Genomic DNA, 15516 nt, shown 5'->3' on the forward strand with positions numbered 1-15516 from the left:
GAAGTCGTCAATTCAGCTTCGGCGCGAGCATCTTGCCCTCGATCTTCGGCAGGTCGGCGGCAGGTTGCAGCTTGTCGGGACTGGCGCGGCGGGCGAGCTCGACGGTGAGCCGCTCGGCCGCTTCGGGTTGCATCAGGCCGAGGATATCAGCCATCTTGCGCGGCGCGATCTGGGACGCGATCTCGTAGAGCACGCCCATTTCCAGGCGGTCGAACACCTTCGCGGCGTCCTTCGGCTTCATGCCCTCATACATCGTGACGATGCCCTTGAAGCGCGCGGCGTCGGCTTCGGCCTTCTGCGCCGCGCTGGCACTGGTCCTGGCGTCGCTCGCCCTGGCCTCCTCCACCTTCGCCTCGATGCGCTTCTCGGCGGCCTTCAACAGGCTTTCGCGGATCTCGATCTCGCGCGCGCGGGCATCGAGTTCCTGCCGGCGCGCCTGCAGCCGTTCCAGGATCGCGCGCTCGGAGGCCGAGATCTGCGGGGGCAGGTTCGGATTGATCACGACGCCATCCGGCTGCGGCGGCGGATCGGTCGCCGCGGGCGGCTCTTCCTTCTTTTTCTCCGCCGGAGCATGCACGGAGCCGGTGATGTCGTTCGGATCTCCCTTGTTCTTTCCTCCCGGGAAATTCAGCATCTCCTGCGCCCATGACGGCTTGGTCGACTGCGGATTGTAGTCGAACACGTAGCCGCCATCGAGCACGAGGCCCGCGACCTTCAGCACCACGAGGCCGAAGATCGCGACCAGCACGACCGGGATGACGCGGATGTCGCGAAACGCGCTCATGCGGCCAGACCGCCAGCCTTTCTGCGTTCGGTGAAGGCTTCAGCAGCCGCCGCCACCGCCTTGGCCGGCGACATCTTCGGCGCTGCCGGCGCGGGTGCAGCGGCTGCGGCGGGCGCAGCCTCCGTCACCGGCCGTCCCGCCTGCACGATCCTCGACAGCCGCCGGATCATAGCGTCGGCCTCAGAGAGCTGGCCCTTCAGATGTGCCGACATCTGCGTCGCCGCGGTGAGCTGGCTGCCGAGATTCTCGTTGACGTCGCGCACGGTGTGCTTCAGCCCGCCGATCGCGCGCTCGGCGATCTCGGTTGCCGTGATCAGTTCGGCGATGGTGGCCTTCAGCGAGTGCTCGTCGGCCTTCAGCCGCTGCAGGCGCTTGTTGAGCAGCATGCAGTAGCCGATCGTCAGCATCAACAGCACGGCGACCAGGCTTTCAATCGCAATTCCGAGGGAATGATTCAAACTATGCCTCCATCATCTTGGTCTGCTCGTCGGCCTTCTCGAACATCGCAAAGGTGGTATTGGGCTTGCGCAAATTCTTGCTGACGCGGATCGCGACGCGGTCGCCGACGCGGCCCATTCGGCCCTCGGTCAGGGTGACGTGGCCGCAGCGCACCGACACCAGCGAGTCCGCGCGGATGTCGAGCGGCAGCGTGTCGCCGACCTTCAGCTTCATCAACTGCTTGAGCGGAATGTCGGCTTCATAGAGCACGGCCTCGACCGAGATCTCGGCCTGCGCCACCTCAGTCGCGAAATGTCCTTCCCAGATCGGATCGCGGCCGAACTTCTCGCCCATGAACATCTGCAACAGCACGTTGCGGATCGGTTCGATGGTCGCATAGGGTAGCAGCAATTCGATATTGCCGCCGCGGTCCTCCATGTCGATGCGCAGCCGCACCAGGATCGCGGCGTTGGCGGGACGGCTGATCGCGGCAAAGCGCGGATTGGTCTCGAGGCGGTCGATGGTGAATTTCACCGGCGACAGCGGCCGGAACGCCTGCTCGGCATCTGATAGCACGACCTCGATCAGCCGCTTCACCAGGTTGGTCTCGATCGTGGTGTAGGGCCGGCCCTCGATGCGCAGCGAGGTCTGGCCCCGTCGGCCGCCGAGAAGCACGTCGATCATCGAATAGATCAGGCTGGAATCGACGGTGGCGAGCCCGAAATTCTCCCACTCCTCCGCCTTGAACACGCTGAGCACCGCCGGCAGCGGAATCGAGTTCATGTAATCGCCGAAGCGCACCGAGGTGATGCGGTCGAGCGAGACTTCGACGTTGTCGGAGGTGAAATTGCGCAAGGATGTCGTCATCAACCGCACCAGGCGGTCGAACACGATTTCCAGCATCGGCAGGCGTTCATACGACACCATCGCCGAATCGATGATGGCGCGGATACCGGAATTGTCGTCGAGATTGACGTCGCCGACGGTGAAGCCGAGCAGATTGTCGATCTCTTCCTGCGAGAGGACCCGCTCGCCGCCGTTCTTGGTGCCGAAGTCGCGGCTACCGTCCTCGACCATGGCCGCCCATTGCAGCGACATGCTCTCCGACAGTTCGTTCTTCGCAGCCTCTTCCGCAGCGGCTGCGGGATCCTCGGAATCGAGCGACGCCTCCCACTGGGCGGCGATCGCATCCTGGTCCATCTGGTCGTTGCCGGCCATCGCTACTGAACCACGACTTCCTTGAACAGCACCGCGTTCACCTGGTTGGGCGACACCGCCGCGTTGACACGCTTGGTGAGTTCTTCCTTGAGGCGGAACAGGCCGGCCGAGCCGTTGAGGTCACTGGCGCGCAGTTCGCGCAAATAGGTCTGGAACAGGTCGGTGACGCGCGGCAGCGACGGCTTGATCGCCTCGACCTGCTTCTCCTCCTTCACCTCCAGCACCAGCTTGACCTTCAGATACTGGATGCGCTCGCCGGGCGCGCCGACGAGGTTGACGAGCATGTCGGGCACTTCGACGAAGGCCGGCGGCTTCGGCGGCGGCGCTTCGGCATGCACCTCCTCGCCGTGGCCGCGCATGAAGAAGAACCAGCCGGCGCCACCGCCAAGGATGGCGAGGAAGCCGACTGCGGCAATGATCAGCTTGAGCTTGCCCTTCTTCGAAGCTGCGGCCTCGCCCTCGGCGCCGCCCTCCGCCTTGTCCTCGTCCGCCATCGCCCGCCCGCTAAAAGATCGGAGACGAACGCGATTTGCCCCAGCCAAGCCCTTTAAGACGCAATACCAATGCCGCCAGCGCACGCGCGCTCTGTACGGTGCAACGCTAGGGTAAGAATGGTTAATGGTTTCTTTCGATTGCGCCGCAACTAGGAAAAAACTGCCGGGCAAACATGGTCAACAAGACCTTTCTGCCGCCCTCTCCGCCCCCGGGCTGAACACCTAACCTCCTCACAAATCATCACTTTCCGACTTGGCACGGCTTTCGCTGAAGACAATGCGAGCCGGCGGGTTTGGGAGAGCCCAAAGGTTCACGAGGTCCGAGGGCTTGAGGTTTGGGAGAACCTCTTTTTCGCGGACCGTCCACGAAGGGGAGAACCGCCGATGCAGAATACGCTTCTGGTCGGACTATCGCGGCAGGTTGTGCTGGAGCGGCAGATGGATGTCGTCGCCAACAACATCGCGAACATCACGACGAACGGCTACAAGGCCGACCGCTCGCTGTTCCAGGAATTCCTGAGGTCCGGCGCGCATGAGGACAATTTTGCTCCCTCCGACCGCCGCGTGTCCTTTGTCAACGACCGCGCCACCTTCCACGACTTCTCGCAAGGACCGTCGCAGGAGACCAAGAACCCGCTGGACGTCGCGATCGACGGCTCGGGCTTCCTCGTGGTGCAGACGCCCCAAGGCGAGCGCTACACCCGCGACGGCAATCTGACCGTCAACAACCAGGGCCAGCTCGTCACCCAGTCCGGCTATCCCGTGCTCGGCAATGCCGGCCCGATCGTGTTCCAGCAGACCGACAAGGACATCAGCATCGCCGCCGACGGCTATGTCACCGTGCTCGAAGGCACCGGCCGCATCGACTCGATCCGCGGCAAGCTGCGCGTGGTCAATTTCGCCCAGCCGCAGCAGCTCGTGAAGGAAGGCAACAACCTCTATTCCGCCGGCGAAGGCAACCCGGCCGCGGTGGATACCACCTCGCGGCTGCGCCAGGGCTTCGTCGAGAAGTCCAACGTCAATTCCGTCACCGAGATGAGCCGCATGATCGAGATCACGCGGACCTACACCCAGATCTCGTCACTGCTGCAGCAGCAGAGCGATCTGCACAAATCGGCGATCGACAAGCTCGCCGACGTTCCGGCGTAAAGGAGACTAAGCGATGAGAGCCCTCTACACCGCAGCGACCGGCATGGCGGCACAGGAACTCAACGTTCAGGTGATCTCCAACAACATCGCGAACCTGCGCACCACCGGCTACAAGAAGCAGCGCGCCGCGTTCCAGGACCTGATCTACGACCATGTGCGCCGCGTCGGCTCGCAAGCCTCCGACCAGGGCACCATCCTGCCGGTCGGCATCGATCTCGGCGGCGGCGTCAAGACCGTCGGCACGCCGCGCCTGATGAGCCAGGGCACGCTCTCGCCGACCGGCAACGATCTCGACATCGCGATCCGCGGCGAAGGCTTCTTCAAGATCCAGATGCCCGACGGCACCTACACCTACACCCGAGACGGCTCGTTCATGATGGACCAGCAGGGGCGCGTTGTTAACGCGCAGGGCAACCCGGTGCAGCCGACCATCACCATCCCGCAGAACTCCTCGCAGATCACGATCAATGCGCAGGGCCAGCTCACCGTGATGCTGCCGGGCTCGACCACGCCGACTTTGGTCGGCCAGATCGGGCTGACGCGCTTCATCAACAAGGCCGGCCTGCAGCCGATCGGCGACAACCTGTTCGTCGACACGCCGGCTTCCGGCACGCCGCAGGACGGCATCGCCAACACCGACGGGTTCGGCGACATGCAGCAGTCGAACCTCGAACAGGCAAATGTCGAGGTGGTCTCGGAAATCTCCGATCTGATCGCGGCCCAGCGTGCCTACGAGATGAACGCCAAGGTGATCAGCGCTGCCGACCAGATGCTGCAATCCACCTCCAACCTGTTCCGCTGAGGGGGAGAGTGACCATGTTCGCCCGCCCGCTTCTCCTCGCCGCGCTGCTCCTTGCCGCGTCGGTCTCCAATGCGATCGCGCAGAGCCGCAACGACGTCATCACGCCGCCGACGCTGCGCGCCAATGTCACCATCACAAGCGACATCGTCCGCATCGGCGATCTCGTCGACAACGCCGGCAGCTTCGGCACGACGCCGATCTATCGCGCGCCCGATCTCGGCACCACAGGCACGCTGCCGGTGGCGCAGGTGCTCGCCACGCTGCGCACCCATCAGGTGATCGGCGTCGATACCCGCGACCTCAAGGAAATTTCGGTGACCCGCGCCGCGCGCGCGATCGAGCGGAAGGAGATCGAGCAAGCGGTCGCCCGCACGCTGGAGCGCCGCAACGGCCTTGGCGAAGCCGCCAATCTCACCATCAACTTCGACCGCGACGTCGGCGACATCAGGCTGGAAGCCACCAATTCCGGCAATCTGCAGCCGATCGCTCTCCGCTACGATCCGCGCAACAGCCGCTTCGACATCACCTTCGAGATCGCGAACGAGACCGGCGCCGCGCCGACCAGGCTGCGCTTCACCGGCACCGCGATCGAAACCGTCGAAGCCGCCGTGCTGGCACGCGCTGTCGAGCGCGGCGAAATGTTGAAGCATTCGGACGTGCTGGTCGAGCGCCGCCCGAAAGCCGAGGTCGGCAACGACCTCGCGCTCCGTGACAATGCTGTCGGCATGCAGGCCCGTCGCCAGCTCCGCGCCGGACAGGCGCTGAAGACCGCCGATCTCGCCAAGCCCGATCTCGTGACCCGCGACCAGAACGTGACGCTGATCTATCAGGCGACCGGGCTCTACCTCACGATCCGCGGCAAGGCGCTCGACGGCGGCACCGAGGGCGATGTCGTCAGCGTGATGAACCTGCAGTCCAAGCGCACCGTCTCCGGCACCGTCACCGGCCGCGGCCAGGTCACGATCACCCCGCCGCGCGCCGCAACTGTCCTTGAACCCACCGCCTCGCTCGCGCCCGCCGAGCAGGCGAGCCCCGTCGCCGTCGCCAACGTCAGTTCAGTCGCCCCGAAAGCCGAGTAACCGTGATGTCCGCTCCCCGTATCAACCGCCTCGTCCTCACCGGCGCCCTCTTCACGCTAGGCATCCTCGCCAGCGGCTGCTCCTCGATCGACCGCCTCTCGCAGATCGGCGAACAGCCGAAGCTGACCGCGATCGAAAATCCGACCACGCAGCCGGGCTACAAGCCGGTGCAGATGCCGATGCCGAAACCGGAAGTGGCCTCCTACAGCCCGAACTCGCTGTGGCGCAACGGCTCGAGGGCCTTCTTCAAGGACCAGCGCGCCGCACGCGTCGGCGACCTGCTAACGGTCACCGTCAATTTCACCGACAGGGCCAACATCGCCAACGAGACCCAGCGCAGCCGTACCGCCAAGGAAGATTCTGGTATTACCGACTTCCTCGGCTCCCAAACGGTTACGCAGCCGCTGAAGGTCCTGCCGGGCAAGATCCTCACCACGGACTCAACCTCTTCCAGCGACGGCAAGGGTTCGGTGAACCGGCAGGAAGCGTTGCAGACCAACGTCGCGGCCGTCGTCACGCAAGTGCTGCCGAACGGCAATCTCGTGGTCGAAGGCAAGCAGGAAATCCGCGTCAATTTCGAGATCCGCGAACTGATCGTCGCGGGCGTCGTGCGGCCCGAGGATATCCAGAGCGACAACACCATCGATTCAAGCAAGATCGCCCAGGCCCGCATCGCCTATGGCGGCCGCGGCCAGATCACCGACGTCCAGCAGCCCCGCTACGGACAGCAGGTGATGGACGTGCTGCTGCCGTTCTGACCTACTTCAAACCAGCTCCCACACTTTGTTGCGAACCTAGGCGCAACGAGGTGTTCCAACGCGGCCCTCGCTAGCTCCCCTGGCGGGGGTCGCGGCTCTTTGACGGTGGCTGAGGACTCTCTCGCCGTGAATGGTCCCATCGCGGAGACACCCTCCCCCCAGCCCTCTCCCGCACGCGGGAGAGGGAGTAGAGCGTCCATTGCGGATGCAAACCGAGCTTAGCTCAGCGCTTTCGTGTAGCATTGCAGGATGCCGAACGGAACGAGCGTTCAGCCTTGCCCGATGCGCGTGTTGATCGGTCTTGCGCTCGCCATCCTGTGCGCCCCGCCTGCGTCGGCGACCGATCCGAGCATCGCGCTCGCGCCAGCGGCCATGGCGCGCATCGGCTCGGTCGACGAGCGCTTTCAATCCTACAATGTCGAGATGGTCGAGGTGACCGGCGGGCACTTCTGGCGTCCTTACGCCGATCGGCGCAAACCTTCTTCAAAAGCGGAAGGCATCCCCTCCGGCAGGGATCCCGCAATGTACGCCTATCGCAAGCCGATCGATCTCGGCAATCCGCGGCTGCGCAAGCTCGCCGCGGCGCTGGGGCCGGCCTATCTGCGCGTGAGCGGCACCTGGGCCAACACCACCTATTTCGACGACGCCGACCAGAGCGCGCGGTCCCCGCCTCCCGGCTTCAACGGCGTGCTGACCCGCCGTCAATGGAACGGTGTCATCGACTTCGCGCGCGCGGCGGACGCTAGGCTCGTCACCTCCTTTGCGACAGGCCTGGGCACGCGCGATGCCAGCGGCATCTGGACGCCGGCGCAGGCCGAGAAGCTGATCGCGGCGACGCAGGCCCTCGGCGGCAACATCGCCGCTGCCGAGTTCATGAACGAGCCTGACCTCGCCGCCAGCGACGGCGCGCCCTCCGGCTATGATGCCGCGAGCTTCGGCCGCGACATCGCCGTGTTCGCGCCGTTCCTCAAGCATGCATCATCGGAAACGATCCTGCTTGGCCCTGATACCGTGAGCACCGGCGGATCAGGCGATGCGCTCGGCAGTGAGAAGCTGTTGGCGGCCGCAGGCCCCGTGTTCGACGCGATCTCGTTCCACTATTACGGCGCGCTCTCGCCACGTTGCAGCAGGACGGTGCCGTCGGCTGCGGCGCGCGACAACAACGCGTTGTCGCAGGACTGGTTGTCCGGCATCGACCGTGCAGCGTCCTTCTACGCAAAATTGCGCGACCGGTTCGCACCCGGCCGGCCGCTGTGGATCACGGAAACGGCGGATGCCGCCTGCGGCGGCAATCCCTGGAGCTCGACTTTCCTCGATAGCTTCCGTTATCTCGATACGCTCGGGCGCATGGCCAAACGGCAGGTGCAAGTCCTCATGCACAACACGCTTGCAGCCAGCGACTACGGCCTGCTGGAAGAGAAGGATTTCACGCCGCGCCCGAACTATTGGGCGGCACTGCTTTGGCGAAAACTGATGGGCACGGTCGTGCTCGACGCCGGATCGGCGGCGGTGCCGGGACTATATCTCTACGCGCATTGCTTGCGGGACAAGTCAGGCGGCGTGGCGCTGCTTGCCATCAACACCGATCGGATGGCGCGGCGGTCGCTCGAGTTCTCCGGAACGGCGCGACGCTACACCCTGACCGCAGCCAGTCTCATTGGCACGCGCATGCGCCTGAATGGCCGCGAATTGAAGCTCGCTGCGGATGATGAATTGCCTGTGCTGGAAGGCGAGCCGCTCGCGACATCGCGTACCGAGCTGGCCCCGACCAGCATCACGTTTTTCTCGATCGCGGATGCGGCTAATCCCACCTGCAAGTAGCGGAACGCCGGGCACCTCTGCATCGGAAGCATACCCCGGGAAACTACGTACAGCAGGTCAGATGCAGGCGAGTGCAGATCACATTTCGAAGAGATGTGATCACGCAAGTCCAACCACTGGCACGAAGCCTGCATAAACCAATCCAACCGGGTATTCCCCAATCAGCCGAAGGTCAAAATGCTTGTCACGCTTGTCGCTATTCTCTGCAACGGCCCGCTTTGTCTTGAAAAAGTCGTCACCAACAGTGAGCAATCCGGCATCACCATGACAGCCTGCAGTGTGAACGCGCAAATCGGCATCGCCGACTGGCTCTCCAAGGGGCCGTATCACGAGTGGAAGCTGAAGAGCTACAAATGCGTCATGGGCAAATATACGCCCAAGAACGAGGCTTAGAGCGTGAGGCGTGCCGGTCCATCGATGAGGATCAGGTTGGCGATCTGATACACGTGCGGGTCAGGCATGATGGCGATTTTACGCGCGGCCTTTCACGCCCCATTAACCCTCGCGCCCTCACTCGCTGGAAGTTGGCGGCGTCGCGCTCTAGGTAGTGCACGACGCAAATTTTCTCGTTATGGGTGTGTTCGATGATCAGGGATGGCGAATATGCCGTTTGGTTTCGGACGCCGCACGGCGAAGGCACCGGGATCATCTATCTTGCAAATGGCAGGATCTCGGGCGGCGACTGCATGTTCACCTATAGCGGCACTTACGAGCTCGACGAAGACCGGTTCACCGCAACGCTGACGACCAAGCGCTACGCCGAAGGCCCGACCACCGTGTTCGGTGTCGACGAGGTCGAGGCAAAGCTGACCGGGGTGTTCAAGGGCCAGACCGCGGTGTGCTCAGGCACCGCGGAGCAAGCGCCGGGCGTGCGTTTCGAGGCCAACCTGTTTCCCCGTCCGGAGCCGCCGTCAGAGCGCGGCATCAAGCGCGCTGCCGGCGTGACACGGCTGCCGCAAAGCCAAGCCGACCGCCACCGCCCCGCCAAGCCGTTTGCGGTTGGGTGATCGGCATAGTTTCGTAGGGTGGGTTAGCCGACCCCACTCTCGGCGGCGTCAACGCACGAAGCTGTAAGGCGTAATCCACCGCCCTGCTCGCGACGATTGCGCTTGCGCCGTCGCGCGCTGAAGCGAAGCTCGGGACGTTAATCCACCTACCGCTTGGCGCTCTAGCCTGCCCTGCCATTCATCTCGTGATGGCTGAGATGACGCTGGTGGCGCGCATGCCGTTCAATGAACGCGTGTCGCGCAGGCGGCCAATCGTTGCGCCAGTTGCCGTCGGTATAGGGATTGCCCGGCCCGATATTCTGGCAATTGGCATCGGGATAGAACTGCGCGCAGTAGCCGGGATCTTCGATCACCGCCTGTGCCGATGCCGGGCTTGCGAAAGCCGCCGCGATGACGCCGGCGCCGATCAGTGCGTATCTCATTCTGGTCTCCTGGACGATGCGGAATCACACTCAGTCGAGATGGTGAGCCGCAGCGCCGGCGCCAATCATGGATCGCGCCGCCTTTCCTGACCGTGATAGTCCGCGACTTGCAACTATCACCGAGGTGACATCGAATAATGTGGCTCATTCACAAGAGCGGGAAAACTTCGCCGGGCAGATCTTGCCCATCCGCCGCCGAAATGTCCTGACGATCGCGCCTATCCCCTTGAAATAGCTCGCGCACATAATGGCACAGGCTTTGCGTGCCGCTTCTGCAGTCACCAATGAGGTGCGACGTGCAGATATCGCCAACGATCTCCTCCTATAGCTTTGTGACCGCGAACACGAAGAACACTGCCGCAAAGGACGTCTCAAGCGCCGACGATCAAGCCTCCACCCAACCCGCGCGAGAAACCTCCCTCGGCAACGATATCGAGCAGGAGTTCCTCAAATACGCCCACATGAACCCGATCGACCGGATGCGCGCGAACATCCTGAAGAGCATGGGGCTGACGGAGGACGACCTGAAAAGCATGACGCCGCAACAGCGCCAGGCCGTCGAGCAGAAGATCAAGGATCTCATCGAGCAGCAGTTTCATAAGAACGCGGACAAGAAGGGTCAGCTCGTCGACGTGTCGGCGTAGCAGCGCCGCTATTTCCGCTGTCATTCCGGGGCGCGCGTAGCGCGAGCCCGGAATCCATTTCACCGCTTGCGCAAGTGGCGAAATGGATTCCGGGCTCATCGCTTCGCGATGCCCCGGAATGACGGCTCCGTCATTGCGAGCAGAGCGAAGCAATCCATTCTTCCGCTTGCGGCGCTATAGATTGCTTTGCTGCGCTCGCAATGACGATGTGGTTGGTTTTGATGCGACAAATCAACCCGACGGGCAAATCAGCCAAAAGTCTGTCCAGACTGTCAGCGAAAAATAAATCGCTTAACCCGTCGGGCAAATCAGTGATTTAACTCCGCGCGTCTCACCCAGATGAGGGGCGGCTCGCGATCGTCACGAACGTTGCGGTGAGATGCGGTGGACGCGGGTGTTGCGACAGACGAGCGTGACATCAGCGGACAGCGAAGTCGTGTGGTTCTGGCGCCCCGACGCTGGCGCTAAGTTCGTAGAGATGCGGGCGACGGTGGCAAGAAAGCCCGGTCACCGGGAAGAGCACGAAGTAAGTCGTAAACCACTGCGCAGGGAAAGCCGGAATGCTTCGGTTGAACCTGTGGTCCTACCCCCGTGCTTTTTGTTGCACGGGACCCATGGGTGCAACCGGCACCCGGCTTTCCCTGCGCCCTCTGATATCGAGGAGGGTGAGACGAACGCAAAGCTCGGGCAATCCATGCCGCGAGAACGCGAACTCACATCCTCACGCTATTTGAAATTTGAATCGGACCTTTCCCCACGTCGTCGCGGGCTTGCGCGCCGCGGCGAGGCCTTTTGGCGTAGCCGGGAACCCCGGACCCATAACCACAGGACTTTGTCGTGTGTTCCGCTGCAACCGCTTGCTTGCGCCACAACAACTCCCTGTGCTTATGGGTCCCCGCTTTTCGCGGCGACGACAGCGAGAGAGCAGCGCGCTCGAACCCACCCTACCCCATCACGCGAACGTGGCCTTCACCTTGCCCAGTCCGGCGAGCTCCATCACGACGCTGTCGCCGGCATTGAGCCATATCGTCCTCACCAGGCTGCCCGTCAGCACCACCTGTCCCGCATGCAGGCCCTTGCCTTCGGCGGCGAGATGGTTGGCAAGCCAGGCGAGTGCGTTATGGGGATGACCGAGCACGTCGGCGCCGGTGCCGCTCGCCACCTCCTCGCCATTGATGAGGGCGCGGCCCTTGACGTCGTGCAGATCGGGCGCGGTGATGCGCGGCACTGCTGTGCCCAGCACGCAACCGGCGGCGAAGAAGTCGTCTGCGATCAGCGTCGGCGCGCCCATCGCCTCCCATTTCGCATAACGGTCGTCGACGATCTCGATCGCGGGACGATACTCCGCGACCGCCTCCGCCACCCATTCGGCGGTGAACGGCGCCTCGCCCGGCGCCAGATCGCGCGCCAGCTTCACCGCGATCTCGCATTCGACGCCGACGCGGACATAGTCGGCCATCTTGAGCTCGGCGCCGCTCTCATGCACGCCCTTCTCGAACACGCCGCCGCCGCAAGGATGGTCGATGCCGAGATAGTCCTGCATCACGGCACTGGTGCAGCCGATCTTGTAGCCGACGAGCGCGCCGACCTTCGGCAGCAACAGGTCATGCACCGCACGCTGGACTTGATAGCCCTCCTCCTCATCGGCCGGTACCAGATCCACCGGCAGCGCCGCCAGCGGCGCGCGGTTACGGCGAGCGGTGGCGATGGCCTTTGCGGCCGCTGCGGTCCTGTCCATGGCCACCTCCCGGATTGCGTTGTCGAGATGGCAATTCAGCACCACGGCGCGCGCTTGACAAGCGCGTCACATACGCGCTCACGCCTTGACAAGGCCAAGCCTGATCAGGCTTTCGGCGGTCGCAAGGATCGTCTCGTCATCGCGGCGGGGCGTCCAATCGAGCTTTTCGCGGGCCTTCGCGCTGGTGGAGCGGCGGACCTTGCCGAGCATCGGCACGGCATAGCGCAGCACCGGAACGCCCATCGCGGCCAACCGCACCACCCAGTCCGGCGCCTGGAAGCGCGGCACCCGCCGGGCGGCGGAACCGAGGTCGCGCCGCAGGAGGTTTGCGATGTCGAGCATCGACATCGGATCTCCGGCAACCGCGATGAAGCGTTCGCCGCGCGCCGCCGGCGAGGTCATCGCGCGCAGATGCAGCTCCGCCACGTCGCGCACGTCGACCACGGCGAAATGGATTCGCGGCACCGCCGGCATCGCGCCATTGAGCAGCATCTTGATGATGTCGATCGAGCCGGAGAAATCCGGTCCCAGGACCGGACCGAACACGGCGACGGGATTGATGACGGACAGCTCCAGCCCGCCGCCCTCCTTCGCAATGAAATCCCAGGCCGCGCGCTCGGCCAGCGTCTTCGATTTGACATAGGCGAACACGTCGTCGCCATCGAGATTGGTCCAGCTCGTCTCGTCGAACGGCTGCGCCTGCGGCGGGTGGCCGTAGCCGATCGCCCCCATCGAGGACGTGACCACGACACGCTTGACGCCGGCATCGCGCGCAGCGCGCAGCACCCGCAGCGTTCCATCGCGTGCGGGAATGATCATCTCGTTCTCGTCCCTGGGCACACTGCTGCTGAGCGGAGAGGCGACATGCAGCACGTAATCGCAGCCGGCCACCGCCTCGCGCCAGCCGGCATCCTGCGTGAGATCGGCAGTGAAGAACGATACGCTCTCGGGCGATGGCGCATTGCCCTGGTGCAGCATCGCCAGCACATCCTTGCTGCGCCCCGGCTGGCGCACCGTGGTGCGCACCTGATGCCCCGCGACCAGCAACTGCAGGATGGTGTGAACCCCGATGAAACCCGATCCACCCTTAACCAAAACGGTGCTCATCCGACAAAGCCTTTCCTGAATCCTCGGCCTCGGCGCGGAAATTCGTTGCGCCGGCCTGCAACATCCGCATCTGGGCCACTATCTGCAGCGGGACAAGTAGGATGAAATTCGAGACCGGTATGGAAAACAATACCACGTCGCCTTGCGATTCCGCCGAATGCGCAGGTTGCGCGCCCGACCCGGCACTGCTCGGCGATTTCAAGCACGCCATTCACGCACTCGGCGGCAAATGGAAGCTGGAAATCCTTTTTGCACTGATGAACGGCGCAATCCGCTTCGGCGCCCTGCGCCGCTCGCTTGATGGCATCACCCAGCACATGCTGACCGCGCAACTGCGCGAGCTCGAACGCGACGGCCTGGTTCTTCGTACCGTGCTTGCCGAAAAGCCGCTGCGGGTGGAATACGAATTGACCGACGCCGCTTATGGACTCTTGCCAGCATTCCGCGAATTGCTCACTTGGTCAAAGACCTATGGCGCACGCGGCCATGCAGCCGCGCGCGAAGCGACACTCGACGCCGAACTCGCCTGAATATCGCTTCGCAGCTTTACGCTATCCCGGCATTCGCAGCGCCTGCCGGATCGCGATCTCGACCGGCGAATAGGCGCCGTCGGGACGCGCGAGCCGATAGGGCTCCCTCAATGGCAGCGCGGGCTGTGCCATGAAGCGCGGCGCCCTGCCCTGGTGCCGTTGGGCAGCGTGAACCAGGAAGGGATGGCAGAGATAGACCGTGCCTGCCGCGCCGGTCGCGAGCGCAATCGGACAGTCGGCGCCCATCTCATCCAGCACCATGCGCGCACGGCCGGCCTCGCCCGCAGGTGCGAGATAGCGAGCCATCGGCTGGTGCGAGCCGACCCTGATGCGTGTCGGCGCATCCTGTTCGCCGACATCGGAGAACAGGAACAGCATCAGCAATGCACGCCCGCGCGAGGTGACATTGACGCGCCAGGCCGAGAAATCCTGCCGCTCATTCGGATCGCAATCCTCGGCGGGAAAGCTGAGGTCGACGTGCCATCCGGCGTCGCCGGGATCGTCCGGATGCGGAAAGCGTACTGGAAAGGTGCCGATGTCCTGTCGCGGCCACCAACGGCCTCTCCCGACGATCTGGTCGATCGCCCTATGCAGGACCGGCGTGTTGATCGCCTGCCGGAACGGTGGCTGGCCATAGAAGCCCAGTCGCACCACCGGGCGCGTCCATGTTGCGGGCGCGTGCTCGCTGCATGGCAAGTCACGCCACAGGATGGCGCGCGCTTCCGCGGCAAGCTCGCGCGGAAAAGCGTCGTCGATCCTGACGAAGCCGTGTTCGATGAATTGGGCAATTTCCGCGTCGCTAAGCGAACGCGCGCGTTCGTGGTCGGTCATGATGATGATCTCTCAAGCTGGCGCCAGACATTGTTGCGCTGCGCCATGCAGCGGCGGTCCGGCTCAATCGGTCCAATGGGATGCCGCAAGCAGCGGCGGCTGGAGTCAGCGACCCAGCAAGAAGACCGAAGCGATATTGAGAATGGATGTCATCATGGCGACGCGAAACTACCTCCGCCGGATGGCGGTTTCAATGGCACCGCCGCGAGCCCAACCCTATTCGTCGCGATAGACTTTTTCGCGCTTCTCGTGACGTTCCTGGGCCTCGACCGAGAGCGTTGCGATCGGACGAGCCTCGAGCCGCTTGAGGGAGATCGGCTCGCCGGTCTCCTCGCAATAGCCGTAGGTGTTGTCCTCGATGCGCTGCAGTGCGGCATCGATCTTGGAGATCAGCTTGCGCTGGCGGTCGCGGGCGCGCAGCTCGATCGCACGGTCGGTCTCGGAGGAAGCACGGTCGGCAAGGTCGGGGTGGTTGACGTTCTCTTCCTGCAAGGTCTGCAGCGTGAGCTTCGATTCGCGGAGGATCTCATCCTTCCAGGCCAGCAGCTTGGCGCGGAAATAGTCGCGCTGACGCTCGTTCATGAAAGGCTCTTTTTCAGAAGGCCGGTAGTTCTTCAGCTTTTCCAAAGGCAGTCCATGTCCCTGTCAGGCGGACGAAAATGGGTCATCCGCGCGGCGCCTTATATAGCTACCT

The 15516-nt window shown here is 63.8% G+C and carries 18 protein-coding genes; 9 read left to right on the forward strand and 9 right to left on the reverse strand.

Annotated elements, in window-relative coordinates; all coding sequences use genetic code 11:
• Positions 1-7: 7 nt before the first annotated feature.
• The 4 genes from ACZIRK_RS15865 to fliL are packed head-to-tail and all read right to left on the reverse strand — an operon-like array spanning position 8 to position 2934.
• On the reverse strand, positions 8-784 hold the full coding sequence (locus tag ACZIRK_RS15865) for a MotE family protein (RefSeq protein ID WP_463327683.1): 777 nt from the start codon (positions 782-784) through the stop codon (positions 8-10).
• Positions 781-1242, reverse strand: a complete 462-nt coding sequence (locus ACZIRK_RS15870; protein WP_028163559.1) for a DUF6468 domain-containing protein — start codon at positions 1240-1242, stop codon at positions 781-783. The genes ACZIRK_RS15865 and ACZIRK_RS15870 overlap by 4 nt, the downstream gene beginning before the upstream one ends.
• A gap of 1 nt (position 1243) precedes the next feature.
• Positions 1244-2440, reverse strand: a complete 1197-nt coding sequence (fliM, locus tag ACZIRK_RS15875) for a flagellar motor switch protein FliM (RefSeq protein WP_028163560.1) — start codon at positions 2438-2440, stop codon at positions 1244-1246.
• A gap of 2 nt (positions 2441-2442) precedes the next feature.
• Positions 2443-2934, reverse strand: a complete 492-nt coding sequence (fliL, locus tag ACZIRK_RS15880; protein ID WP_028163561.1) for a flagellar basal body-associated protein FliL — start codon at positions 2932-2934, stop codon at positions 2443-2445.
• Positions 2935-3318: 384 nt separating this feature from the next.
• On the opposite strand from fliL, the gene flgF reads away from it, so the two are divergent.
• From flgF to ACZIRK_RS15915, 7 genes are all read left to right on the forward strand, one after another.
• Positions 3319-4083: a flagellar basal-body rod protein FlgF gene (flgF, locus tag ACZIRK_RS15885; protein ID WP_028163562.1), complete on the forward strand. Its 765-nt coding sequence runs from the start codon at positions 3319-3321 to the stop codon at positions 4081-4083.
• Between the two features lie 13 nt (positions 4084-4096).
• The gene (gene flgG, locus ACZIRK_RS15890; RefSeq protein ID WP_028163563.1) at positions 4097-4885 is read left to right on the forward strand and encodes a flagellar basal-body rod protein FlgG; all 789 of its coding nucleotides are present in this window, start codon (positions 4097-4099) and stop codon (positions 4883-4885) included.
• 14 nt (positions 4886-4899) lie between these two features.
• Entirely contained in the window at positions 4900-5964 is a 1065-nt protein-coding gene (gene flgA / locus ACZIRK_RS15895) for a flagellar basal body P-ring formation chaperone FlgA (protein ID WP_463327684.1), read from the forward strand.
• A gap of 5 nt (positions 5965-5969) precedes the next feature.
• The gene (gene flgH, locus ACZIRK_RS15900; protein WP_028163565.1) at positions 5970-6722 is read left to right on the forward strand and encodes a flagellar basal body L-ring protein FlgH; all 753 of its coding nucleotides are present in this window, start codon (positions 5970-5972) and stop codon (positions 6720-6722) included.
• Positions 6723-6971: 249 nt separating this feature from the next.
• Positions 6972-8543, forward strand: coding sequence for a glycosyl hydrolase family 79 N-terminal domain-containing protein (locus tag ACZIRK_RS15905; protein ID WP_463327685.1), 1572 nt, complete (start codon positions 6972-6974; stop codon positions 8541-8543).
• A gap of 177 nt (positions 8544-8720) precedes the next feature.
• Positions 8721-8936: a hypothetical protein gene (locus ACZIRK_RS15910; RefSeq protein ID WP_130229069.1), complete on the forward strand. Its 216-nt coding sequence runs from the start codon at positions 8721-8723 to the stop codon at positions 8934-8936.
• Positions 8937-9127: 191 nt separating this feature from the next.
• Positions 9128-9550: a hypothetical protein gene (locus ACZIRK_RS15915; RefSeq protein WP_028163568.1), complete on the forward strand. Its 423-nt coding sequence runs from the start codon at positions 9128-9130 to the stop codon at positions 9548-9550.
• Positions 9551-9711: 161 nt separating this feature from the next.
• Here ACZIRK_RS15915 and ACZIRK_RS15920 read toward each other — a convergent pair whose 3' ends face one another.
• Complete coding sequence (locus ACZIRK_RS15920; RefSeq protein ID WP_463327686.1) at positions 9712-9972, reverse strand: hypothetical protein; 261 nt, start codon at positions 9970-9972, stop codon at positions 9712-9714.
• 296 nt (positions 9973-10268) lie between these two features.
• Between ACZIRK_RS15920 and ACZIRK_RS15925 the strand changes: the two genes are divergently transcribed.
• Entirely contained in the window at positions 10269-10616 is a 348-nt protein-coding gene (locus ACZIRK_RS15925) for a hypothetical protein (RefSeq protein WP_463327687.1), read from the forward strand.
• A gap of 952 nt (positions 10617-11568) precedes the next feature.
• On the opposite strand, the gene ACZIRK_RS15930 is transcribed toward ACZIRK_RS15925, so the two are convergent.
• Positions 11569-12354, reverse strand: a complete 786-nt coding sequence (locus ACZIRK_RS15930) for a 2-keto-4-pentenoate hydratase (RefSeq protein ID WP_028163570.1) — start codon at positions 12352-12354, stop codon at positions 11569-11571.
• 78 nt (positions 12355-12432) lie between these two features.
• Positions 12433-13461 carry an SDR family oxidoreductase gene (locus tag ACZIRK_RS15935; protein WP_463327688.1) on the reverse strand — a complete coding sequence of 343 codons (1029 nt, stop codon included), beginning with the start codon at positions 13459-13461 and terminating at the stop codon, positions 12433-12435.
• Positions 13462-13562: 101 nt separating this feature from the next.
• Between ACZIRK_RS15935 and ACZIRK_RS15940 the strand changes: the two genes are divergently transcribed.
• The gene (locus ACZIRK_RS15940; RefSeq protein WP_463327689.1) at positions 13563-13991 is read left to right on the forward strand and encodes a winged helix-turn-helix transcriptional regulator; all 429 of its coding nucleotides are present in this window, start codon (positions 13563-13565) and stop codon (positions 13989-13991) included.
• A 21-nt stretch (positions 13992-14012) separates the two neighbouring features.
• On the opposite strand, the gene ACZIRK_RS15945 is transcribed toward ACZIRK_RS15940, so the two are convergent.
• Together ACZIRK_RS15945 and dksA are read right to left on the reverse strand one after the other, a co-directional pair.
• Positions 14013-14822: a phytanoyl-CoA dioxygenase family protein gene (locus ACZIRK_RS15945; protein ID WP_463327690.1), complete on the reverse strand. Its 810-nt coding sequence runs from the start codon at positions 14820-14822 to the stop codon at positions 14013-14015.
• Between the two features lie 216 nt (positions 14823-15038).
• A complete protein-coding gene (gene dksA / locus ACZIRK_RS15950) occupies positions 15039-15404 on the reverse strand; it encodes an RNA polymerase-binding protein DksA (RefSeq protein WP_196237262.1) in 366 nt (121 codons plus the stop codon).
• Positions 15405-15516: the final 112 nt, after the last annotated feature.

It is taken from the genome of Bradyrhizobium sp. Leo114, from assembly GCF_055229415.2.

Coding starts and splice junctions, on each gene's coding strand:
- ACZIRK_RS15865 (WP_463327683.1), bottom strand. CDS start 784: ATGAGCGCGTTTCGCGACATCCGCGTCATCCCGGTCGTGCTGGTCGCG.
- fliM (WP_028163560.1), bottom strand. CDS start 2,440: ATGGCCGGCAACGACCAGATGGACCAGGATGCGATCGCCGCCCAGTGG.
- fliL (WP_028163561.1), bottom strand. CDS start 2,934: ATGGCGGACGAGGACAAGGCGGAGGGCGGCGCCGAGGGCGAGGCCGCA.
- flgF (WP_028163562.1), top strand. CDS start 3,319: ATGCAGAATACGCTTCTGGTCGGACTATCGCGGCAGGTTGTGCTGGAG.
- flgG (WP_028163563.1), top strand. CDS start 4,097: ATGAGAGCCCTCTACACCGCAGCGACCGGCATGGCGGCACAGGAACTC.
- flgA (WP_463327684.1), top strand. CDS start 4,900: ATGTTCGCCCGCCCGCTTCTCCTCGCCGCGCTGCTCCTTGCCGCGTCG.
- flgH (WP_028163565.1), top strand. CDS start 5,970: ATGTCCGCTCCCCGTATCAACCGCCTCGTCCTCACCGGCGCCCTCTTC.
- ACZIRK_RS15905 (WP_463327685.1), top strand. CDS start 6,972: ATGCCGAACGGAACGAGCGTTCAGCCTTGCCCGATGCGCGTGTTGATC.
- ACZIRK_RS15910 (WP_130229069.1), top strand. CDS start 8,721: ATGCTTGTCACGCTTGTCGCTATTCTCTGCAACGGCCCGCTTTGTCTT.
- ACZIRK_RS15915 (WP_028163568.1), top strand. CDS start 9,128: ATGATCAGGGATGGCGAATATGCCGTTTGGTTTCGGACGCCGCACGGC.
- ACZIRK_RS15920 (WP_463327686.1), bottom strand. CDS start 9,972: ATGAGATACGCACTGATCGGCGCCGGCGTCATCGCGGCGGCTTTCGCA.
- ACZIRK_RS15930 (WP_028163570.1), bottom strand. CDS start 12,354: ATGGACAGGACCGCAGCGGCCGCAAAGGCCATCGCCACCGCTCGCCGT.
- ACZIRK_RS15935 (WP_463327688.1), bottom strand. CDS start 13,461: ATGAGCACCGTTTTGGTTAAGGGTGGATCGGGTTTCATCGGGGTTCAC.
- ACZIRK_RS15940 (WP_463327689.1), top strand. CDS start 13,563: ATGAAATTCGAGACCGGTATGGAAAACAATACCACGTCGCCTTGCGAT.
- ACZIRK_RS15945 (WP_463327690.1), bottom strand. CDS start 14,822: ATGACCGACCACGAACGCGCGCGTTCGCTTAGCGACGCGGAAATTGCC.
- dksA (WP_196237262.1), bottom strand. CDS start 15,404: ATGAACGAGCGTCAGCGCGACTATTTCCGCGCCAAGCTGCTGGCCTGG.